Origin of the sequence: Mucilaginibacter sp. OK283 (assembly GCF_900110415.1) — a bacterium.
Classification (GTDB): Bacteria; Bacteroidota; Bacteroidia; order Sphingobacteriales; family Sphingobacteriaceae; genus Mucilaginibacter.
The window spans coordinates 1-23,178 of the sequence record NZ_FODR01000007.1; the positions used below are offsets into that span (position 1 = coordinate 1).

Genomic DNA, 23,178 nt, shown 5'->3' on the forward strand with positions numbered 1-23,178 from the left:
TGAGTTGTGAGTTGTGAGTTGTGAGTTGTGAGTTGTGAGTTGTGAGTTGTGAGTTGTGAGTTGTGAGTTGTGAGTTGTGAGTTGTGAGTTGTGAGAAATTGCCTGTCAATTTAGGAATTATAGTTTAAGGTTGCGAATTAGAGTTTAGGATTTAGAGTTTACGATTGGTTTTTTAGAGTTTAGAATTTAACTACACCGTTATGATAAAGAATTATTTACGCAGTGCTTTACGGAACATTACCAGGCACAAATTTATATCGTTCATCAATATATTTGGTTTAACCGTTGGGTTAAGCTGCTGTTTGCTGATTGTGGTTTACGTAATCAACGAGACGAGCTATGATAAGTTTAATGCCAATGCCGACGATATTTATCGTGTTACCCGCAGCTTTAATACGCCTGATGGGGTAGAAACGCTTCATTTAGGGGCGGTTGCACCGCCGTTTGGGCCCTTGCTCAAAAATGAGTTTTCGGATATCAAAAGATTCACCCGCATATACCCGGCAGGCGGCAGTTTAGTGATCAGGTATAAAGACAAATTGCTTACCGAGAATGAAGGCTACTTCGCTGATGAGAATTTGTTCGATTTTTTTAATATTAAAACAACCCAGGGAGATCCAAAGTCGGCATTGTCAGACCCGTTTACGATGATGATGACCGAAGAAATGGCGCATAAATATTTTGGCAACGACGACCCGATAAACAAGGTGGTACGGTTGGGCAACCAGTTTAATTTTAAGGTAACCGGAATTTTTGAACCGCTGCCGGCCAATTCGCAGTTTCATGCTAAAATGCTGCTCTCATTTAATACCCTGAACGACACAGCGGTTTATGGCCGAAAAAGTTTGCAAACCAACTGGGGCAATAATTCCTTTTTTACCTACCTGTTGTTCCCCAAAGGATATAACGTAGATAAAGTGGCTGCGCAGTTCCCTGCTTTTTTAGATAAGTACGTCGGTACACGCGAATCAAAGAACAGTAAACTGTCGTTTCAAAAATTCCTGAGTATCCACCTGCATTCTCATCTTGATGATGAACTTGACCAAAATGGCGATATCAAAAGGGTATGGATATTTTCGGCCATTGCGTTGTTTATCCTGCTTATTGCCTGCATCAATTACATGAATTTGTCAACCGCCCGTTCGGCCTTAAGGGCAAGGGAAATAGGTATCCGCAAGGTTATTGGCGCACAGCAAAAGGAAATCATTATCCAGTTTTTAAGCGAATCGGTATTGATAACCGCATTTTCGTTGATACTGGCGCTTGGCATTACCTACGCGGTAATCCCGCTGGTAAATACTTTTTCGGGATTGTCATTATCTTTTAACTTGTTGTTTCAACCTCAAATAGTTACAGCCGTTGTTGCAATGCCTTTTGTAATTGGTATTATCAGCGGCATTTATCCGGCTATTTTTATGTCGTCATTTAAACCCGTAAAAGTGTTAAAGGGCCTGGTTAAAGTAGGATCGGGCAGTATTTCGTTCAGGAAGGTATTGGTGGTTATTCAGTTCTCCATATCTATCATCTTAATTGTTGCCACTACTATTGTTTTTCAGCAATTGAGGTACATGCAGCAAAAGGCGCTGGGTTTTAATAAAGATCATATCCTAACCGCAGCCAATCCTTTTAACCCCGGTCAATTTGAGGTTTTTAAAAATGAGGTTACCAAAGAAGGTATTGTGAAAGATGTATCCCGTTCGTCGCGGATCCCATCGGGCAGATTATTGGACGACCAGGGGATTTCGGTGATGCAGAACGGATCGTCAAAAATGATAAACGCAGATGTAAAATACATCAATACCGATTACGGTTTTATACCAACGTACGGCATGAAAATGGCTGCAGGCCGTAATTTTTCGAAAGATTTTGGAACCGACACTAACAACTATGTAATCAATGTTTCGGCCGCAAAAGTGTTGGGCTGGCAAACCCCCGAGAGCGCCGTTGGTAAAGAAATTAGTTATGGTGGCGTAAAAGGGAAGATAATAGGTGTAGTTAATGATTTTCATTTTGAATCACTGCATCAAAATATCATTCCGTTACTGATGCGGATGCCGTCATTCGCCAACAACAGTTATCGCCGGTTATCTGTTAAAATTGATGGTGACCACGTTCAGGAGGCCATTAATACCCTGGAGCAGTCCTGGAAAAAATATCAGCCCGAGACCCCGTTTGAATATGTTTTCCTGGATGATAAATTTCAAAAGTTATACAACAGTGAGCAACAGCAAGGGAGCTTGTTTACTATATTCTCGTTCATTGCCATATTTATAGCTTGTTTGGGTTTGTTTGGTTTGTCGGCATTCACCATTACACAGCGGGTTAAAGAGATAGGCGTGCGCAAAGTTTTGGGCGCCAGCATCCCTCAAATAGTAACCGAACTATCTAAAGACTTTTTAAAACTGGTACTTATTGCATCGGTAATTGCATTACCCATAGCATGGTACTCCATGAGCAAGTGGCTGCTTGATTTTGCCTTCCGCATCAGCATCCAATGGTGGGTGTTTGTAATGGCAGGTGTAATAGCCGTTGTCATCGCTTTTTTAACTATCAGCTTTCAATCCATCAAAGCAGCATCGGCAAACCCGGTGAAAAGTCTTCGGAGTGAATAGTGAGTGGGCCGTTGTGAGTTTGCAGTAAGCAGCGAGGTGTTCGCTACAAAGTTATAAAGCGATAAGTACCAATGAACTAATGAACCGGTGAACTAATGAACAAAAAGAATGATTAAAAACTATTTTAAGATAGCCCTGCGCAACTTTTGGCGGCACAAGTTTTTTACGTTTATCAATGTAATCGGCTTGTCTATCGGGATCAGTTCGGCGCTGGTTATTTATTTGATAGTGCATTTTGATTTTACTTTTGATAAGTCGGTTCATGATAGCGACCGTGTATACAGGGTAGTTTCCAATTATACTTATGCCGGCGAACCGGCCTATAATCGTGGTGTTTGCGGCCCTTTGCCCGAGGCCGTGCGTACGCAGGTTAGCGGTGTTGAGGTGGCAGCCCCGTTCTTTGCATTGTATCAACCAAATGTATTTGTGCCGGGTAACTCCGGGGTGCCTGTTAAATTTAAACTGCAGGATCATGTGGTATTGGCCGATGAGCGCTATTTTGAGCTTTTTAACTATACCTGGCGTGCGGGCAAAGCTAAAACCGCTTTCAATGGCCCCAACCAGGTAGTGCTAACCACTGATCAGGCCGAAAAATATTTCCCAAAACTGTCATACAACCAAATGATGGGCAGGATTATTACCTATGATACCTTAAATACTGTCGTTACCGGTATCATAGAGCCGATAAAAGGCAATACTGATTTTAAATCGCAGGCTTTTATATCTTACTCAACAGCAACTAATAACAAAGCTTTACAAGACGAATTAAGGCCGAAACATTGGGGTGGTACAACACCAGCATCACAGCTTTTTATTAAATTATCTCCCCAGGCTACAGTTGCGCAAATAACCAGGCAGCTGAATGAAATCCTGAAAAAACATAACCCGCCAACGCCATCCAATAAAGGCAATACGCGCAGCTTTGCTTTACAACCACTAAGCGATGTTCATTTTAATGCGCTTTACGGTACTTTTTATGGCGGCCGCACAGCAAGCAAAACAACATTGTACGGCTTGCTTGCCATTGCCATGTTTTTATTATTGCTGGGCTGCATCAATTTTGTTAATTTAACAACAGCGCAGGCTGCCCAACGCGCCAAAGAAATTGGCATTCGCAAAACAATGGGCAGCAGCAGGCTTCAACTTATCATTCAGTTTTTGACCGAGACCTTTTTTATTACCCTGATCGCAGTCGTTATCTCGGTTTTGATTGCGCCGGTGATCCTCAACTTGTTTAAAGATTTTATTCCTCAAGGGATTACGTTAGATCTTTTAAGTGAGCCCAATCTTATTGTGTTTCTGGTGGCGCTTACATTCGTAGTGAGTTTGTTATCCGGTTTTTATCCCGCGGTTTTACTATCGGGCTATAAACCGGTTTTGGTACTTAAAAACCAGGCATCGTCAAACAGCAGTAAAACACGGAATGCCTGGTTGCGTAAATCGCTCACGGTAACGCAATTTGTAATAGCCCAATTTTTTATTATGGCTACCGTATTGGTTAGCAAGCAAATATATTACGCGCTGCATAAAGACCTGGGGTTGAAGAAGGATGCTATTTTGATTATCAATTCCCCATGGAAAAATCGCACAGAAAGCCGTAACCAGGTATTTTTAAATAAGATTATCGCCCTGCCACAGGTGCAATTGGTAAGCCTGGGCAAAGATGCGCCGTCGTCTGATAATGGTAACTCAACCGAGGCTACTTTCCGCGATGGCAAAAAGGAAATTAAAATGGAGCTGGCTGAAAAATTCGGCGACGAAAACTACATTAAAGTATACCACATTAAATTAATAGCCGGGCGCAATTTACTACCGGGTGATACCTCAAAAGCATTTTTAATAAATGAAACCTACGCCCACGCCATTGGCTTTAAAAACCCAGCCGATGCGGTTGGCAAATACATCGACAATTTTAACGGAGATGTAAAAATGCAGATCATCGGTGTAGTACATGATTTCCATGCCGAATCATTACATGCGCCAATTAGTCCGATATGTATTTTAACCGAGCTTAACCACTACAATAACGGCACCTTCCACATCGCACTAAAGCCACAATCGGCCGGCGGTGATGACTGGAAAAAAGCGATTGCCGCGATGGAAGTATCCTGGAAGGAAATTTATCCCGAAGATGATTTTGAATACCACTTTTTTGATGAAAATATTGCCAGGTTCTACGATGCCGAGCAGCATACATCAACTTTGTTAACATGGGCAACTGGGCTATCTATATTCATCAGCTGCCTGGGTTTATTAGGGCTGGCTATTTATAACACCAACCAGCGTACTAAAGAGATAGGGGTACGTAAAGTTCTTGGCGCCACAGTATCGCAGATAGTTGCGCTGCTATCAACCGAGTTAATATTAGTTATCCTGCTGGCATTTGCGCTGGTTACGCCATTAGCCTGGTACGCCATGAACAAATGGATGCAAAGCTTTGCCGACCGTACCAGCATCAGCTGGTGGATTTTTGTACTAAGCGGTGGCGGGATGCTGTTAACCGCCCTGATAATATCAAGCTTCCAGACCATAAAAGCCGCGATGGCTAACCCGACCAGGAGCCTTAGAAGTGAGTAGGCAGTTGGCAGTGGGCAGTTAGCAAGGCTGATGGATATACAAGCGGCACCAATGAACCAATGGACAAGTGAACTAATGAACCAATAAAATGATAAAAAATTACTTCAAGATTGCGTTCCGTAATTTCGGACGGCACAAGTTGTTTACAATGATAAACATTGTAGGGTTGTCTATCGGCATTAGTGCCGCTTTGGTAATTTACGTTATTGTAAATTATGATTTTACGTTTGATAAAAACCATAGGGACAGCGATAAGATTTACCGCGTGGTTACCGAGTATTCGTTTTCGGGCAATGTGGGGTATAACGGTGGCGTTACCGGCCCATTGGCGGGGGCTGTAAAAGCCGAAGTAACGGGCGTAAAAGACGTGGTGCCGTTTTTTACCAATGGCGGCATGAATGTATTTATTGCCAATAACACCAATGTACCCACAAGGTTTAAAGACCATGAAAATATTGTACTGGCCGATGGCAGATATTTTACACTATTTGATTATACCTGGCTTGCAGGATCGGCTAAAACGGCGCTGAACGAGCCTTACCAGGTGGTGCTAACGTCAGATCAGGCTAAGATATATTTCCCCAAGCTTTCTTACGGCCAGATGCTGGGCAAAACGGTAACTTATGATACCATTAAAACTACTGTTACCGGTATTATACAAACTCCTAAAGAAAACACCGACTTTAATTTTCATGATTTTATATCCTATAGTACTGGCCTTAACAATCCGGCCCTCAAAGATAATCTTCAGTTAACAGAATGGGGGAGTACCACATCTGCATCCGTATTGTTCCTTAAACTTGCAGATAATGCATCGGCAGCTAATGTTGAAAAGCAGCTGAATGTATTGCTAAAAAAGCATCATCCGCCTAAAAAGGAAGATGCCGGCAATACCCAGGTTTTTCATTTGCAGCCGTTAAGCGATCTGCACTTTAACAAAGATTACAATAATTTTGATGGTGGCCACACAGCAAGCAAGACAACCTTATATGGCTTACTGGTTATAGCTGCATTTTTGTTACTATTAGGTTGCATCAACTTTGTAAACCTTACAACAGCCCAGGCTTCGCAACGCGCCAAAGAAATAGGCATCCGTAAAACAATGGGAAGCACCCGCCGCCAACTGATAACCCAATTTTTGAGCGAAACCTTCCTGATAACCATTTTTGCAGTAATTATAGCATTACTGGCAGCGCCATCCATACTTAAGCTGTTTGCCGATTTTACCCCCAAAGGTATCACGGTTGATTACCTGCATCATGGCAATATCCTGCTGTTTATGCTTGCATTAGTTGTAGTGGTAAGTATATTATCCGGCTTTTACCCCGCGCTGGTGTTATCGGGCTATAAGCCGGTTGATGTGTTTAAAAACCAGGCGCACTCGGGCACAAGTAAAACACGTAACGCTTTTTTGCGTAAATCGTTAACTACAGTTCAGTTTATTATAGCGCAGTTTTTTATCATGGCTACGCTATTGGTGAGCAAACAAATTTATTACGCCCTACATAAGGATCTGGGTTTTAAAAAAGATGCTATTATCAATATAACCATCCCGTATAAAAATTCAAATGAAGGAACAAAGCAGGTTTTTAAAAACAGGGTTGCCGCCATCCCGCAAATTGAAATAATGGCTGTTGGTAGTAATCCGCCATCTTCGGGCAATACCAACAGCACCGAGGCCACTTACAAAGACGGTAAAAAGGAGGTTAAAACAGATGTTCAGCAAAAATTCGGGGATGAAAACTACCTGAAGGTTTATAATATTAAACTACTGGCCGGCCGCAATATCACGCAAGCCGATTCAACAAAGGCTTTGATAATTAACAATACTTATGCCCGGACGCTCGGTTTTAAAAAGCCATCAGATGCGATAGGTAAAATGCTTGATTATAACGATGATAAAAAAATGGAGATAGTAGGTGTGGTTGCCGATTTTTATCAAAAATCATTACATGATGCCATTAAGCCGCTTGCCATACTTATACCATACCGTAAATATCAAAACCGTACTTTCCATATCGCTTTAAAACCACAATCAGCCGGGGGCGACGATTGGAAGAAGGCCCTTGGCAGCATGGAAAAAACCTGGAAGGAACTATACCCCGATGATGACTTTGATTATAGTTTTTATGATAAAAACATCGAAAAATTTTACGAATCAGAGCAACATACGTCTACCTTGCTTACCTGGGCAACAGGCCTATCTATATTTATCAGTTGTTTAGGTTTGTTAGGCCTGGCTATGTACACCACCAATTTACGCACCAAAGAAATTGGCGTGCGTAAAGTACTTGGCGCATCGGTAGCACAGATTGTTACCCTGCTATCAACCGAATTGATATTACTTATTTTACTTGCATTCGTACTCGTTACACCATTGGCCTGGTACGCCATGAACAAGTGGATGGAAAGTTTTGCCGACCGTACCAGCATCAGCTGGTGGATATTTGTGGCAAGCGGCGCAGGCATGTTACTGGCTGCGCTGTTTACACTAAGCTTCCAAACGGTAAAGGCTGCGGTTGCTAACCCTGTGAATAGTTTGCGTAGCGAATAGCTTCGTTCATTGGTTCACTGGTTCATTAGTTCATTGGTCTTGTGTGGTTATACAGGTTGCAACTAATAGCGATTTATCTGCTATACCCGCGTTCCAATGAACTAATGAATCGAATCAGCAAAGCTAATGAACAATACAACCAATGAACTAATGAACCAGTGAACAAATGAACTGACATATGATAAAGAATTATATCAAGATAGCCTTCCGTAATTTGCAGCGCAACAGGGTTTATTCCCTGATAAATATAGCCGGGCTTACTATTGGTATGGCGGCATGCCTGCTGGTTGCTACGGTGGTGATAGATGACCTATCCTATGATAGGCAATGGAAAAACGCGGATAATATTTACCGGGTAATAACGGTAGATAACAGCGATAAAAACTTAGTGGACAGATCTCCCCGAAGCTTTACCGGATTGGGGCCAAGCCTGAAAGCCAATTTTCCGGAGGTAAAGGGTTATTGCAGAATGGTAAACGGCGAGGACCGGTATAAACTGGGCGATAACAGAGACGGGGTTAACATTGTTGCACTGACAGCCGAACCGGGTGTTTGGGATATGCTGGATTTTTCTGTAGTGCTTGGTAACCCTAAGAAGTTTGTTCCCGGGTATCCCAACCTTGTAATCACCGAAAAAATAAGGAAGCAGTATTTTGCTAACGTAAATCCTATAGGGAAAACGATAACGGATATTCCTGATTTTGGCAAAGGGAAAACATATATTATTACCGGTATTATAAAAGATATTCCTTCAAATACCCATTTACGTGCAGATATGCTGGTTTTAAAAGACCATGATGCCGACTATAACCAGCTTAATAAAGATGGTTCTGGTACATTTGCTTCGCAATACGTTATGCTAAAACAGGGTGCTTCGGTAAAAACGTTTAGTGCCAAGGTTAATAAATGGTACGCGCAATTTACAAAGGAAAACAGCAGGAATGTTAGCTATGAATTCCAACCGATAACAGATGTTTATTTAAAGTCTGATTTTGGGGGATATCAGCGTGTACAGGGTAAAATAAGCAATGTATACATCTTCAGCGGCATCACCGTGTTGTTATTGATTATTGCCTGCATCAACTTTATCAATTTAACCACCGCACGCGCGTTAAAACGGATAGCCGAAGTAGGGATCCGTAAAGTACTTGGCGCTGCCAGGTCCGATTTAATTGCCCAATTTTTGTTCGAGTCGATTTTGTTTTTTGTTATCTCTTTTGCCATAGGCATATTTGTTTACAGCATATTACTTAACCCGGTCGAAAACTATTTAGGATATAAGCTAACGTTGACACTATCCCGTAACATCGGCATGTTTTCGGCAATATGCGGGGTGGTTTTACTGGTGAGTTTATTAACCGGGTTATACCCGGCTTTACTTTTATCGGGGCGCTTACCGGCAACGGCTTTAAAGGGTAATACTGGCGTCCAACAGGGTAGCGGTGTATTGCGTAAAGCCTTGGTTGTCGTGCAATTCACTATATCTGTAGCAGTATTGATTTGTACCATTGTTGTTCAAAAACAACTTAAGTTTATCAATAATAAAGATTTAGGGTACGATAAAAATAACCTGCTGCGTATTAACGAAACAGATTTGGGTACAAGTGGCGATGCCTTTAAACAAGAGGTGTTAAAAATTGCCGGCGTCGAAAATGCCAGTATCAGTACTTGGTACCCATCCGGCGGCGGCGGCTTTATGACAACAATGGTTGATGATCCTAATCAAAAGGGCAATAAAATTCAGGCCACTTATATCAAAGCTGATGTGGATTTGGTCAGTACTTTAAAACTCCAATTGCAGAAGGGACGGTTGTTTAGCAATAAATTTGGAAATGATGCTTTAAACTCGGATTCATTAATGCAAAAAAGTATGGAGAAGTTTGAGGAAGCGCAAAAAACGCAACCTGTTTTAATTACAGCTTATACAGCGCAGGCGTTCAATATCAAAGAATTAAACAAGCCTATATTAAACATGCGCGGGATACCGGTGGGTATTATTAAAGATTTCAATAACGAATCGCTTAAAATTGCGATGTCGCCAACACTAATTGTAGCCGATAATAAAATTACCTATGGCAGTATGCTGATGAGAGTGCAGCCTGGTAGCCAGAAGCAGGTATTAACCAACGTTGATAAACTATGGAAGCAATTTTTCCCAGGTAAAATATTTGAATACCGATGGGTAAACGATTTGTTGCAGGAGCAATATAAGGCCGATAATAAATTGCAGCAGCTTTTTACATTATTCAGTTTCCTGATTGCATTTATGGCATGTATGGGGCTATTTGGCCTGGCAACGTTTACTGCCGAGCAGCGCATTAAAGAAATTGGCATTCGTAAGGTTTTGGGCGCCTCGGTAACATCAATCACCACTTTGCTATCAATTGATTTTGTGAAGCTTGTGCTGGTAGCAATTGTAATAGCCGCGCCGATAGCCTGGTTGAGCATTGGTAAATGGCTGCAGACTTATGCTTACCGAATAAAACCCGATATTGGCCTGGTATTTATCTCGGGAACAATTGCTATAGTTATGGCACTGATGGCGGTTGGTTATCACACCATAAAAGCTGCCACAGCCAACCCGGTTAAAAGTTTAAAGAGCGAATAGGTTGTTCATTGGTTCACTGGTTCATTGGTTTTGCCTGACTGGCGTTGATGTGTTAAGGACGATGCCAAAGCTAATGAACAATACCACTAATGAACCATTGAACTAATGAACTAATGAACTAAAGCGATGATTAAAAGCTACTTAAAAATAGCCTGGCGTAATTTGTGGAAGCACAAATTTTATACACTTATTAATGTAATCGGCTTATCCATGGGGATAGCGTGCAGCATTATTCTGTTCCAGTTTATAAGCTATCACCTAAGTTTCGATGCTTATCATCACAACAAAAAATCGTTATATAAAATAGTTGAACAGCTGCATCTTGAGGATGGCACTACACTATATGAAAAAGGCGCGCCAATGGTGTTGGCCCGCGCTGTTAAAACAGCATTGCCGCAGATAAAAGACGCGGCCGTTTTGGTTCAAAAGCGTTCTTTCACCATCTCGGTTCCGCAAGGCAACGGGGCGGAGAAGAAGCTGTTTTATGAAAAAGAGAATGTTGGCCTTGCCGATAAGCACTGGTTTAACATGCTTGACTATACGTGGCTCTCTGGCAGTGCCGAAACTGCATTTAATGACCCGGATAATGCGGTTATCACCCAAAAATTGGCGCTAAAATATTTTGGTACCGACGATGCTGTTGGCCGGGTTATCCGCCTGGATAGCAAGCACAATTTTAAGGTGACCGGGGTATTGGCCAATAATGTGGATAATACCGATTTTAAGTGCGATATGTTTTTATCGTTAACCGCCCTTAAAACTCTTTATCCTGATGTTCAAAAAGATTTCCAGGAAAGCTGGTATTGGGAAGACTCACGGAATGTTATATTTCTGCAATTACCGCCAAATTTGTCGCCCCAAAAGGTTGAGGCTACCATACCTAAACTGATGGATAAGGAAGCGGCAAAAACCTTCAAATACTTTTTGCAACCCATAAATGAGGTGCATTTTGATGGCCGGTATAGTGGCGTAATACAAAAATCGTTGTTAAGCACGCTGAGCATTGTTGGTTTATTGCTTATTGTGATAGCTTGTGTGAATTTTGTTAATATGGCAACCGCCCAAAGCTTTAAACGTGCCAAAGAAATAGGCACCCGTAAAGTTTTAGGCAGTACCCCGGTTGCCATATTCATCCAGTTTATTACAGAAACGGCATTAATAGTTTTGGCCGCCGGGCTGATAGCTGTCTTATCAGTTTGGATGTTTTTACCGGTTTTAAATTCCTGGCTGCAAACAACGCTTACATTTAATTTTACGCACGATAAAATCCTGTTTGTTTTTATTGCCCTATCCATGCTGATAATTACCATTGCTGCAGGGTTTTACCCAGCTTTGGTATTGAGCAGGTTTAAACCTGTAAATGCGTTGAAAAACCAGGTTGGCGGGTATTCAAAGGCTGCCGGGTTTAGCCGCAAAAGCCTTATCGTTATTCAAAATGTAATTGCGCAGGTGCTTATTATCGGTACCATTATTATCACCATGCAGGTGCGCTACCTAAAGACCGCCGACCTTGGTTTTAATAAAACGGGTGTAGTAATGCTTCCGTTGCCCGATTTTGACAAGAGTAAGACTGATTTTTTCCGTAACCAGCTACTGGCCAACCCCACTATTAGCGCTGTTTCTTTTTGTTACCGGGCACCGTCCTCAACAGCCGATAAAGGCGGATCGATAAAGTACGAGGGGAGGGATTGGGAAAAGTTTGTAGGCCGTACATTGATGGGCGATGCAGGCTATGCCAAAACATTCGGCTTGCAGATTATAGCGGGCAGAAATATTGCCGAGGCAGATTCGGCCAAAGAGTACCTGGTGAACGAGCAACTGGTTAAACAATTAGGTATCAAAGATCCCCAGAAGATAATTGGCCACGAATTTACCGCCGGAGACCTGACTGATAAACCCGGTACCATTGTTGGGGTTGTGAAAGATTTTCACGCCAAATCGCTTTACAAAGTAATAGAACCGTCGTATATCAGTACTTTCCGCACCCAGTATCAGTACGCAGGTGTAAGGATCGGTCTGAAAAACCGTTCTGTTGCATTATCACAAATCCAAAAAGTATTTCAATCGGTATTCCCAGAAAATGTATTTGAATACCGTTTCCTGGATGAACAGATCAATGATTTTTATCAAAAAGAAGACTTGCTGAACAAACTTATTACCTCCAGTGCCGTTATCGCCATTTTTATCAGCTGTTTGGGCCTTTTAGGGCTAATATCGCTGCTCACTATGCAGCGCACCAAAGAAATAGGCATCCGTAAAGTGCTTGGTGCATCGGTAACCAATATCACCGCATTACTCTCTGCCGATTTTATTAAACTGGTTGCTATTGCCGTTGTAGTAGCATCGCCCATAGCCTGGCTAACCATGAGTAAATACCTGCAGGATTTTGCTTACCGGATAGCTATTCAATGGTGGGTATTTGCATTGGCTGCTGCCTTATCTGTGCTGATAGCATTTGCAACAGTATGTTATCAATCGCTTAAAGCGGCAATGGCCAACCCGGTTGAAAGTTTGCGAAACGAATAGTGTTGAGGTTGAAAGGCCAAAGGTGAAAGGTTGTTTAAGGTTAATGTGGCCTTTTACTTTTTACCTTTCGCCTTTTACCTTTCACACTGTATCATTACCGTACACCCACTGTTACACTTACGAACATGTTCGTAAATTTCACCGAATATAACTTATTTATTATCAGGTATTTAATGTTTTGGTATGTGTTTTAAACCATGTGTACAAATCTGCATATCACATGTTCAAAAATTACATCAAAATAGCGTGGCGTAATATAGTTAGGCACAAGGCCTATTCAAGTATAAATATAGCCGGGCTTACGGTTGGTATAGCCGCTTGTTTGCTCATTTTTGTTATCATTAATTTTGAGCTGAGCTTTGATAAATTTCAGCCCAACTACAAAAACATATACCACGTTGTAACCCAGGAAAAACACGAATCGGACCTTACTTATAATCCGGGTATTGCAGTGCCTGCTACTGAGGCCCTTCGGTTAGATTTTCCGCAGGCAAAGGTAGCAGCCTTAAACAGCAGCTACGGCAGCCAGATAACCGTTCCCGAAGTTGCAGGCACAGGTTCAGGCGATAAAAAATTTACCGAAAACCTGGGCGTTTTATTCATTGAACCTCAATTCTTTGACATTTTTAGTTCAAAATGGTTGGCCGGCACCGCCTCGGTTTTAAAAGATCCGGATATGGCAGTGATTGACAAAAGCATGGCCAATAAATACTTTGGCGACTGGAAAAATGCAGTTGGCAAAACCCTTAAAATGGACAACGTTATAACGCTTAAAGTTGCCGGGGTTATTGAAGACGCGCCTGTTAATACCGACTTTCCGTTTAAAATAATGGTATCGTTTGTGAGTTGGAAAGCGCACGGCAAAGATTACAACTACAGCGGCGAATGGGGATCGACAAGTAGCAATCACCAGGTGTTTATGCTAATGCCCCCCAATATTACCGCCGATAATGTTGGTAAGCAGCTGGAAGCTTTTTCGCGCAAGCACTTTAAAAAAGGAATTTCTGAAACCCACATCCTGGCCCAACCATTATCACTGTTTCATTTTGACACCCGTTTTGGTAACCCGCTGGCAGACCATACCATGAGTTACGCCACTTTGCGTACCATATCGCTCATCGCATTACTGATTATCGTAATGGCCTCCATCAATTTTATAAACCTATCTACAGCGCAATCCGTTGGCCGCTCAAAAGAAGTGGGTATCCGCAAAGTGTTAGGAAGCACACGTAAGCAATTGATAGCCCAGGTTATTGGCGAAACTACGCTGGTGGTTTTCTTTTCCGTAGTGCTGGCTTTAGGTATAGCAAAGTTGGCTATGCCACAACTTAAAAGCATTGCCAATGTACCCGAAAGCATTGGTTTATTTACTGCCGAAAACCTGCTGTTTTTACTTGTTGTAATGATAGTTGTCATTGTGTTGTCGGGCATTTACCCGGCTATGGTCGTATCAGGTTTCAAACCGGTTTTAGCTTTGAAAAATAAGATCACCGCTGCTTCAATTGGCGGCATTCCGTTACGCAGGGCGCTGGTTATTACTCAGTTTGCGATATCTCAATTGTTAATGATTGGCACTATAGTGGCCATGAACCAAATGGATTTTGTAAACAAGGCCGATCTTGGCTTTAATAAAGAAGCGGTACTCGTTATTCCCGGCTACACCGATAGCATCAGTCTGGGTAAAATGGTAGCCTATCGTCAACAGCTTATGCAAAATTCTGCTGTAAAATCGGTTAGTTTTAGCTCGGATGCACCTTCGTCAGAAAACAACTGGGGCACCAATTTTAATTTTAATAACAACACCAAAGATCCAGGCTTTAATACCTATTTAAAATTTGGCGATGCCGACTATTTTAAAACCTTCGGGCTCCAATTTACCGCCGGCAGAGGATATGATGTAAGCGACACTGCCAGGCAGGTGGTGGTCAACGAAACATTTATCCATAAGTTGGGAATCCAAAATGCCGAAAGCGCAATTGGTAAAACCGTACGAATGGGTGGCAATGGAAGGTGGATGCCTATAACCGGTGTAGTGAAGGATTTTAAAACCAACTCGCTGCGCGAAACTGTAAAGCCAATTGTTATCAGCCCTGCAAAAAAATTTGAAGGCAATGTTGCCATTAAAATCCAGACCAAAAACTTAAGTAAAACCGTTGCCGAATTACAAAAAATGTGGGAGAACACTTACCCCGAATATGCTTACAACGGCTATTTTCTGGATGATAATATTGCTAAATTTTACCAGGCAGAAAACCAGATGGCCATGGTTTACAAAATATTTGCCGGCATAGCTATTTTTATTTCGTGCCTTGGTTTATACGGCCTGGTATCGTTTATGGCGGTGCAACGCACGAAAGAGGTTGGTATCCGCAAAGTATTAGGCGCATCGGTAAGCAGTATTGTTTACCTGTTTTCTAAAGAATTTGTGGTGCTTATCGTTATCTCATTTGTAATTGCCATGCCATTGGCCTGGTACGTGATGACCGGCTGGCTACAAAACTTTGCCTATCGCATATCGTTAAGCGCCTGGATATTCCTGTTGGCCATGGCTTCATCAGTGGTCATTGCCTGGGTAACGGTAGGGTACAAGGCCGTGCGTGCGGCGTTGGCCAACCCGGTGAAAAGCTTGCGTAGCGAGTAGTGGTGAGTGGTGAGTGGTGAGTGGTGAGTGGTGAGTGGTGAGTAGAATTGGGCAAGCAAGTTAGAATTTAGGATTTGTGTAGGACTGGTAATTTTTAGGGTTTGGGATTTAGAATTTAATTATCATGATAATGAACTTCCTGAAAACAACATTTCGTAGCTTGTTAAAAAACAAGGCTTACAGTTTTTTGAATATCGCGGGGCTTGCAATAGGCATTTCCTGTGCATCTATTATATTTCTGTGGGTTCAGGACGAGCTTACTTTTAACCATAACTTTCAAAAAAGGGATAACATTTATGTTATCTATGAAAATCAAACCTATGAAGGTAAGGTTTCTACTTTTCACGCTACGCCAGGCCCTATGGCCAAATCATTAGTCGCGGATATCCCAGGTATAAAAACAGCTGCCCGATCGGGCGGTACCGGTGATGTTTTGTTTTCTCTTGGAGATAAAGCAATTAACGAACAAGGAGATTATGCTGATGCCGGGATATTTTCGATCCTGAAACTACCTTTTGTTTATGGCGATGCCAATAATGCTTTCCGTGATGTGCATTCGGTGGTGATTAATACAACCATGGCCAAAAAGTTTTTTGGCGATGCCAACCCGGTAGGCAAAACGCTTAAGATGAATAATGAGCAGGATTTTACTGTTACCGGTGTAATAAATGATCTGCCTAAAAATTCGACAATGCAGTTTCATTGGCTGGCGCCATTAAACGATATTGACCCTAAAAAGCCCTGGATGAAAGATTGGGGTGCTAACTGGGCGCATACTTACTTGGAGTTGGAGCCCAACGCCGATGTTAATGCAATTAATAAAAAACTGGCTAACTACATCGGAACCAAAAAAACGGGCAACAATACGCAATCATTTCTTTTTGCTATGAACGACTGGAATTTGCACAATAATTTCACCGATGGTAAAATGGATGGCGGTCGCATTGTGTATGTTCGTTTGTTTGCCATTATTGGTTTCATCATATTATTCATAGCCTGTATCAATTTCATGAACCTGGCAACAGCGCGGTCAGAAAGGCGGGCCAAAGAAGTTGGAGTGCGTAAGGTGATGGGGGCTGGTAAAGGTAAACTCATCAGTCAGTTTATTGGCGAAGCATTGATTATGTCATTTATAGCAGTCGCCGTGGCTGTATTATTGGTTGCTTTAACACTGCCGGCTTTTAATAACCTGGTTCAAAAAGAGCTGGCCCTTAACCTGTTTGCTGCCGGTCATGTTATTTACTTGATAGCGATAGGTACAATTACAGGCTTACTTGCAGGTAGCTATCCGGCTTTTTACTTGTCATCTTTTAACCCTATAACGGTGTTAAAAAGTATCAAAATAAAGTCAAGTACAAGCTCGGGCCTTATCAGGCAAAGCCTGGTGGTTATTCAATTTTCAATTTCGATTATTTTGATTATCGGTACTGTGGTAATCTATCAACAGATACAGCACGTAAAAAACCGCAAACTGGGATTTAATAAAAATGACCTGATTAGCATCGGCACGCAAGGTAAACTGGTTGACCACTTCCTTGCAGTTTACAACGAATTAAAAGAAACAGGTTTAGTTGAGGACGCTGCGTTGAGTGACTATCCCGCTTTAGAGATTTGGAGCAATACCGATAATTACTCGTGGGAAGGCAAGGATGCATCAAAAAATCCATTGATAAGCCTGGAGAATGTTAACGACCATTTTTTATCAACCATGGGTATGAAGCTGGCTTCCGGCAGGAATTTCCATTCAAATGAAACTACTGATAATAATAACGTGATCATCAACGAAGCCTTTGCCAAACAAATGGGTAAACAAGGACATGTTGGAGCTATTATAACAGAAGGTGGCTCAAAACGATTAACTGTAACCGGCATAGTTAAAAATTTCCTCTACAATGATATGTACGCCGCCAGTGCCCCCATGTTATTATATAATCATACCGACGGAGCCCGCTTTTTAACCATAAGGTTTAAACACGGAGCAAATTTGCCGGATGTGTTGAGCAAAGTTGGCAGTATAATTAAATCAAATAATCCCGGCTATCCCTTCGATTATAAATTTATTGACGACGAATTTGACCTGATATTTAAAACCGAAACACTTACCGGAACACTGGCAGGCGTTTTTGCGTCGCTGGCTATATTTATATCCTGCCTGGGCTTATTTGGCCTGGCCGCGTACACTGCCGAGCGGAGGATAAAGGAAATAGGCATCCGCAAAGTTTTGGGTGCCAGCGTTGCCGGTTTAACCGGCTTATTATCAAAAGATTTTTTACAATTGGTAGGTATTTCATGCCTCATAGCATTCCCGGTAGCCTGGTGGGCCACCACCAACTGGCTGCAAAATTATCAATACCGGGTAAGCATTCATTGGTGGGTATTTGCTGCCGCGGGTATTACAACCGCGCTTATTGCCCTGGCAACTGTAAGTTTCCAGGCGATAAAAGCTGCGTTAAGTAACCCGGTTAAAAGTTTGAGAAATGAGTGATTTAAGTCATGAGGTCATTAGCCCAACGTCGTCAGTTCATTGAACGCAGCGGCAAATAATTTAACGAGTATACGATATAAATCATCAATAACAGTAAAGTGAAATAACTAATTGACTAAACGAAATGATAAAAAACTATATTAAAATTGCCTGGCGGAATTTAAAACGCAACAAGGCTTATGCCACTATAAGTGTTATTGGCTTGGCGTTGGGTATTGCCTGTGGTATCCTGATATTTACACTGGTTACCTATCACCTAAGCTTCGATACTTTTCATAAAGATTCGGACAGGATATACCGTTTGTATACCGAATGGCATGACGATGGCATTGGAAAATCAAACGGCGTGCCGCAACCATTAGGAAAAACCTTCAGGAATGACTTTACTATCGGCGAAAAAACCGCGAGGGTAATTAACTTCACAGGTACCCTTATCACCATAACAAACGGCACGGAGGTTAAAAAATTCCAGGAAGATGACGGCGTGGCTTTTACCGAGCCGGAATATTTTGATATTTTAAACTTCCCCTTAATTAAAGGCGATAAAAAGAAAATGCTGGTTGCGCCGGGTGAGGCGTTGGTTACACAAAAAATAGCACAAAAATATTTTGGCAACGATAACGCCATTGGCAAAGTGTTTCGCCTGGATAATAAGGTGAATTTTACGATCACCGGTATCTTGAAGGATTTACCCAATAATACAGATCGCCGGCAACAGATTTATGTATCGTACGGTAACATGGACGAGTACACCGGCAATAAGCGGCGCGAAGAGAATTGGGGTGGTGTATATAGCGGGAGCGAGGTATTCACCAAATTAAAAAAAGGGGTAACCCAGGCACAGGTAGATGCAACCACCGCACAAATTGTTAAAAAGCATTACACAGGCCGCGATTTAAAAGTTTGGTTTTTTAAGCTGCAACCCCTTAACGATATGCACTTTAACCCCGAACTGAATGGCTATGCCGATAAAAAGTACCTTTGGGCACTATTCTTTATTGGCCTGTTCCTGATTATTACCGCAAGTGTAAATTTTGTTAACCTGGCAACAGCGCAGGCACTTAACCGGGCAAAAGAGGTTGGCGTACGAAAAGTTTTGGGCAGTATGCCCGGCCAGTTGTTTTGGCAATTTATAGCCGAAACAGCTTTAATAACGATATTTGCGATACTGGTTGCTATAGGCTTATCGTATATCGCTTTACCTGCTATCAATCACCTGTTTCAGTCAGAAATGGAATTCAATAAAAGCGAATTAGCTGTTTTTATTGTATTAATTGGCGTTGCGGTAGTGTTTTTATCGGGGTCATACCCGGGTTTGGTATTGGCCAGGTTTCAGCCTATTCAGGCGCTTAAAAGTAAACTTTCGCAAAAGGATATCGGTGGATTTTCATTGCGCAGGGTGTTGGTGGTTACCCAATTTACCATTTCGCAGGTGCTGATTATCGGCACTATCATTATAGTGTCGCAGCTGCATTATTCGCAAACTGCCGATTTGGGCTTTAACAAGGATGCTATTGTATTATTACCCATCCCCAAAAACGACAATAAGGCCATTTTAAGCACCATGAAAAATCAGTTAAACCAAATTCAAGGTGTCGAAAAGGTGACTTATTGCTATAGGCCTCCCGCGTCGCAATCCAATAACAGTACAGGCGTTAATTTTGACCATCGGGCCGAAGAGGAGCATTGGAGTATCAACGTTAAATCGGCAGATGAAAACTATCTTTCAACCTTTGGGTTGAAACTGGTTGCCGGCCGCAATTTCTTTCCTTCAGATACCACACGCGAGTTTGTAGTGAATGAGATGGTAGCCAAAAAACTAAACATGAAGCCGCAGGATTTGATAGGTAAAATGTTATCGATTAATGGTAAAGGTACAACTGCACCCATAGTTGGTGTGGTGAAGGATTTTTACAACTATTCGTTCCACAGTGAAATTTCGCCTGTGTGCATTATGCCAAATTATAAAGGTTATTCTACCATTGCCATCAAAATGAATATGCGTAATGCCAAGGCATCGTTAGCATCCTTTGAAAAGGTATGGAATCAGGGCTTTCCCGAAGAGTTTTATTCGTATCAGTTTCTGGACGATAGTATCAGGAAATTTTATGAATTGGATAATATCCTGCTAACACTCATAGAAGCTTTCGCGGGCATCGCTATAGCGATAGGCTGTCTTGGCTTGTATGGCTTAGTTTCATTTATGGCTGTACGTAAAACAAAAGAAATTGGCGTACGCAAAGTTTTAGGTGCAAGCATTTCATCTGTGCTATGGGTTTTTGGCAAAGAGTTTTCGATCTTATTGGTGATTGCATTTGTTATTGCCTCGCCGTTGGCGTATTGGGCCATGCATAATTATTTAAAAGATTTCCAATACAGGATATCCATCGGGCCCGAAATTTTCGTCGAATCCATATTGTTCACGTTTGTGATAGCGGCAATAACGGTAAGCTACCGATCGGTGCTGGCCGCGCTGGCTAACCCGGTGAAAAGTTTAAGAAGCGAATGATAATTTGGTCATTGATGCTTATCTGGTGGTAAATAAGTCAACTTAAAAGACTAATGACAGCGCAGTGAAATGGCAAATGACCAATCGCCAATGACAGCATAGCGAAATGACCAATGACCAATGACTAATGACAGTGCAGCGAAATGACTAATGACTAAATAACATGATAAAAAACTATTTCAAAATAGCTTTGCGCAACCTGTGGAAGCATAAAGCATTTTCTATTATCAATATAACAGGCTTATCCATAGGGATAACAGCCTGCTTTTTTATATTTATGTATGTAGGCTTTGAGCTGAGCTACGATAAAATGCATACAAAGGCCGATAGGATCTATCGCCTGGTTACAGATATTAAAACACCTACCGAAACCATCAATACGGGCGTTACGGCATGGCCATTTGCTCCAAACATTAAAGCCGATTTTCCGGAAGTGGAATCGTTTGTACGGATAAGCGGCGGAAGCTTCCTCGTAAAAAAGGGTAATATTAAGTTCCAGGAAGAGCACTCCATATTTGCCGACTCCGCATTTTTTAAGGTTTTTGATTTTAAACTGCTGAAAGGTGATCCCAAAACAGCATTGTCGGAAGTAGCCACAATCGTATTTTCCGAATCGGCAGCAAAAAAATACTTTGGAAATACCGACCCGGTAGGGCAAACGGTGTTGGTTACCGGCGATAATATACCGGCCAAAGTTACCGGGGTTATGAAGGATATCCCCGAAAATTCGCAGATTAAAGCAGATATGCTGATATCTATGGTTTCGCTTACCCAGAAGTTTAACAAGGGGCTGGATAACCAATGGAGCAATTTTGGAGCATCAAGCTATTTGCTGTTAAAACCCGGCACAAATTTTAAAAACCTTGAAGCTAAGCTGCCCGCTTTTTTAGAACGTCGCAACGGCGAAGAGGAAAAGAAACAACACATGTTTTTTAAACTGTTTTTAGAGCCTTTAAAAACGGTTTACCTGTACTCCAAACGCGGTGGACAGGAATCAGGAAGTATAAACAATGTTTACATATTTACTGTTGTAGCCATATTTATATTATTGATAGCCTGTATCAACTTCGTGAATTTAACCACCGCACGGTCTGTTGAACGGGCCAAAGAGGTTGGCATCCGCAAAGTGGTTGGCGCCGAAAAAGGACAATTGGCCAGCCAGTTTATCGGCGAATCGGTAGTACTTTGCCTTATTGCATTTGTACTTACCATCATACTTTCGGTTTTAGTCTTACCGTTATTTAATCAGCTTGCCGGTAAAACAATTAGCGCGGGTATATTTTCTAACTGGTATTATGTGGCCATCTTGCTGGGCACATCTGTGGCTATAGGGCTTATCGCCGGTATTTACCCGGCGTTGGTTTTATCGTCGTTTATGCCGGTATTGGTGTTAAAAGGCAGATTTTCGAGCAGTAAAAAGGGAAATGTGTTACGTAAAACATTGGTAATAGCCCAATTCACTATTTCGATATTCCTTATTATAGGTACTATCATAGTTTACACCCAGATGGACTTTATGCAAAACCGGGATCTTGGTTTTAGTAAAGATCAGATGCTCGTTTTGGATACCAACGATGATCCCGCCGGCAAGGCACTTAAAGAAGCGCTTACATCAATTCCTGGTGTAAAATCAGCAGCGATGTCATCAAGCGTTCCGGGCGGCGGCAATCCCGGTGCCTATTCCGAGATTGAGAATAAAAAGGGCGATTTGCAGATAGCTAATCTCGATCTGTATTTTGTCGACTGGGATTATGTAAACCAATTTAAGATTAAGATGGTAGCAGGCAGGTCATTTTCCCGTGAGTTTGGCACAGATACCGCCCAGGCCATGTTATTGAACGAGGCTGCAGTTAAATTATTTGGCTATAGCTCACCACAACAGGCCATTGGCAAACGCTTTAAACAATGGGGCCGCGAGGGCAAAATAGTTGGGGTGATGAAGGATTTCCATTTCCGGTCATTACAGGAAGTTATTAAACCGTTAAGCATGCGCATTGAAATGAAGAACATCTCTTTAATTTCGGTAAAAATGTCAACCCAAAATACCGTGGCAACGCTGGCCGCCATTGAAAATAAATGGAAGATGTTAATTCCGAACAGGCCGTTCAGCTATTACTTTTTAGATGAATTTTTTGACCGGCAGTACCGGGCTGAACAGCGCTTTGGCAAGCTGTTCCTCAACTTTGCTGTGCTGGCCATATTTATATCATGCCTTGGTTTATTGGGCCTGGCATCGTACAGCACACTGCAGCGCACCCGCGAAATTGGCATCCGCAAGGTATTGGGCGCCACAGTACCCGGCATTGTAAATATGTTATCCAGGGATTTTATCATATTGGTCATCATATCTTTCTTTATCGCATCGCCTCTGGCGTACTGGTTTATGCATAGCTGGCTCAATGATTTTGCCTACCGTATTGATATCAGCTGGTGGATCTTCGCCACCGCCGGCATCCTAGCTTCCGTTATCGCCCTGGGCACCATCAGTTTCCAGGCCATCCGCGCAGCGTTAAGCAACCCGGTTAAAAGTTTAAGAAGCGAATAGGCGAGAAGTAAGAATAAAGAGTAAATTGTCAATCAGGTTGCATATTGCACCTGATTTTTTTTTTGGCTATTCTTTATATTGATCTTAAAATCAATTTTATGTGTGTTAATTCTGCTATGGG

The 23,178-nt window shown here is 42.0% G+C and carries 9 protein-coding genes and 1 pseudogene; 9 read left to right on the forward strand and 1 reads right to left on the reverse strand.

The window, feature by feature from the left end; all coding sequences use genetic code 11:
* Positions 1-200 precede the first annotated feature (200 nt).
* The 5 genes and pseudogenes from BMX56_RS16755 to BMX56_RS16775 all read left to right on the forward strand — a co-directional run.
* The gene (locus BMX56_RS16755; RefSeq protein WP_090650487.1) at positions 201-2,612 is read left to right on the forward strand and encodes an ABC transporter permease; all 2,412 of its coding nucleotides are present in this window, start codon (positions 201-203) and stop codon (positions 2,610-2,612) included.
* 108 nt (positions 2,613-2,720) lie between these two features.
* On the forward strand, positions 2,721-5,189 hold the full coding sequence (locus tag BMX56_RS16760) for an ABC transporter permease (RefSeq protein WP_090650492.1): 2,469 nt from the start codon (positions 2,721-2,723) through the stop codon (positions 5,187-5,189).
* Positions 5,190-5,277: 88 nt separating this feature from the next.
* Entirely contained in the window at positions 5,278-7,743 is a 2,466-nt protein-coding gene (locus tag BMX56_RS16765) for an ABC transporter permease (protein ID WP_090650495.1), read from the forward strand.
* Positions 7,744-7,921: 178 nt separating this feature from the next.
* The gene (locus BMX56_RS16770; RefSeq protein ID WP_090650498.1) at positions 7,922-10,351 is read left to right on the forward strand and encodes an ABC transporter permease; all 2,430 of its coding nucleotides are present in this window, start codon (positions 7,922-7,924) and stop codon (positions 10,349-10,351) included.
* Positions 10,352-10,477: 126 nt separating this feature from the next.
* Positions 10,478-12,838 (forward strand): annotated as a pseudogene (locus BMX56_RS16775) (ABC transporter permease); the annotation flags it as partial.
* On the opposite strand, the gene BMX56_RS30690 reads toward BMX56_RS16775, so the two are convergent.
* Positions 12,823-12,897 (reverse strand): YSIRK-type signal peptide-containing protein, encoded by a 75-nt coding sequence (locus BMX56_RS30690; RefSeq protein ID WP_143065467.1) that lies wholly within the window; start codon positions 12,895-12,897, stop codon positions 12,823-12,825. The pseudogene BMX56_RS16775 and the gene BMX56_RS30690 sit on opposite strands and share 16 nt — an antisense overlap.
* Before the next feature lie 200 nt (positions 12,898-13,097).
* Here BMX56_RS30690 and BMX56_RS16780 point away from each other — a divergent pair, with 200 nt between their 5' ends.
* From BMX56_RS16780 to BMX56_RS16795, 4 genes are all read left to right on the forward strand, one after another.
* The gene (locus BMX56_RS16780) at positions 13,098-15,518 is read left to right on the forward strand and encodes an ABC transporter permease (protein ID WP_090650503.1); all 2,421 of its coding nucleotides are present in this window, start codon (positions 13,098-13,100) and stop codon (positions 15,516-15,518) included.
* Between the two features lie 130 nt (positions 15,519-15,648).
* A complete protein-coding gene (locus BMX56_RS16785; protein ID WP_218152439.1) occupies positions 15,649-18,003 on the forward strand; it encodes an ABC transporter permease in 2,355 nt (784 codons plus the stop codon).
* Between the two features lie 124 nt (positions 18,004-18,127).
* Positions 18,128-20,512, forward strand: a complete 2,385-nt coding sequence (locus tag BMX56_RS16790) for an ABC transporter permease (RefSeq protein WP_090650509.1) — start codon at positions 18,128-18,130, stop codon at positions 20,510-20,512.
* A gap of 163 nt (positions 20,513-20,675) precedes the next feature.
* Positions 20,676-23,057 (forward strand): ABC transporter permease, encoded by a 2,382-nt coding sequence (locus BMX56_RS16795; RefSeq protein ID WP_090650512.1) that lies wholly within the window; start codon positions 20,676-20,678, stop codon positions 23,055-23,057.
* The last annotated feature ends 121 nt before the right edge of the window (positions 23,058-23,178 follow it).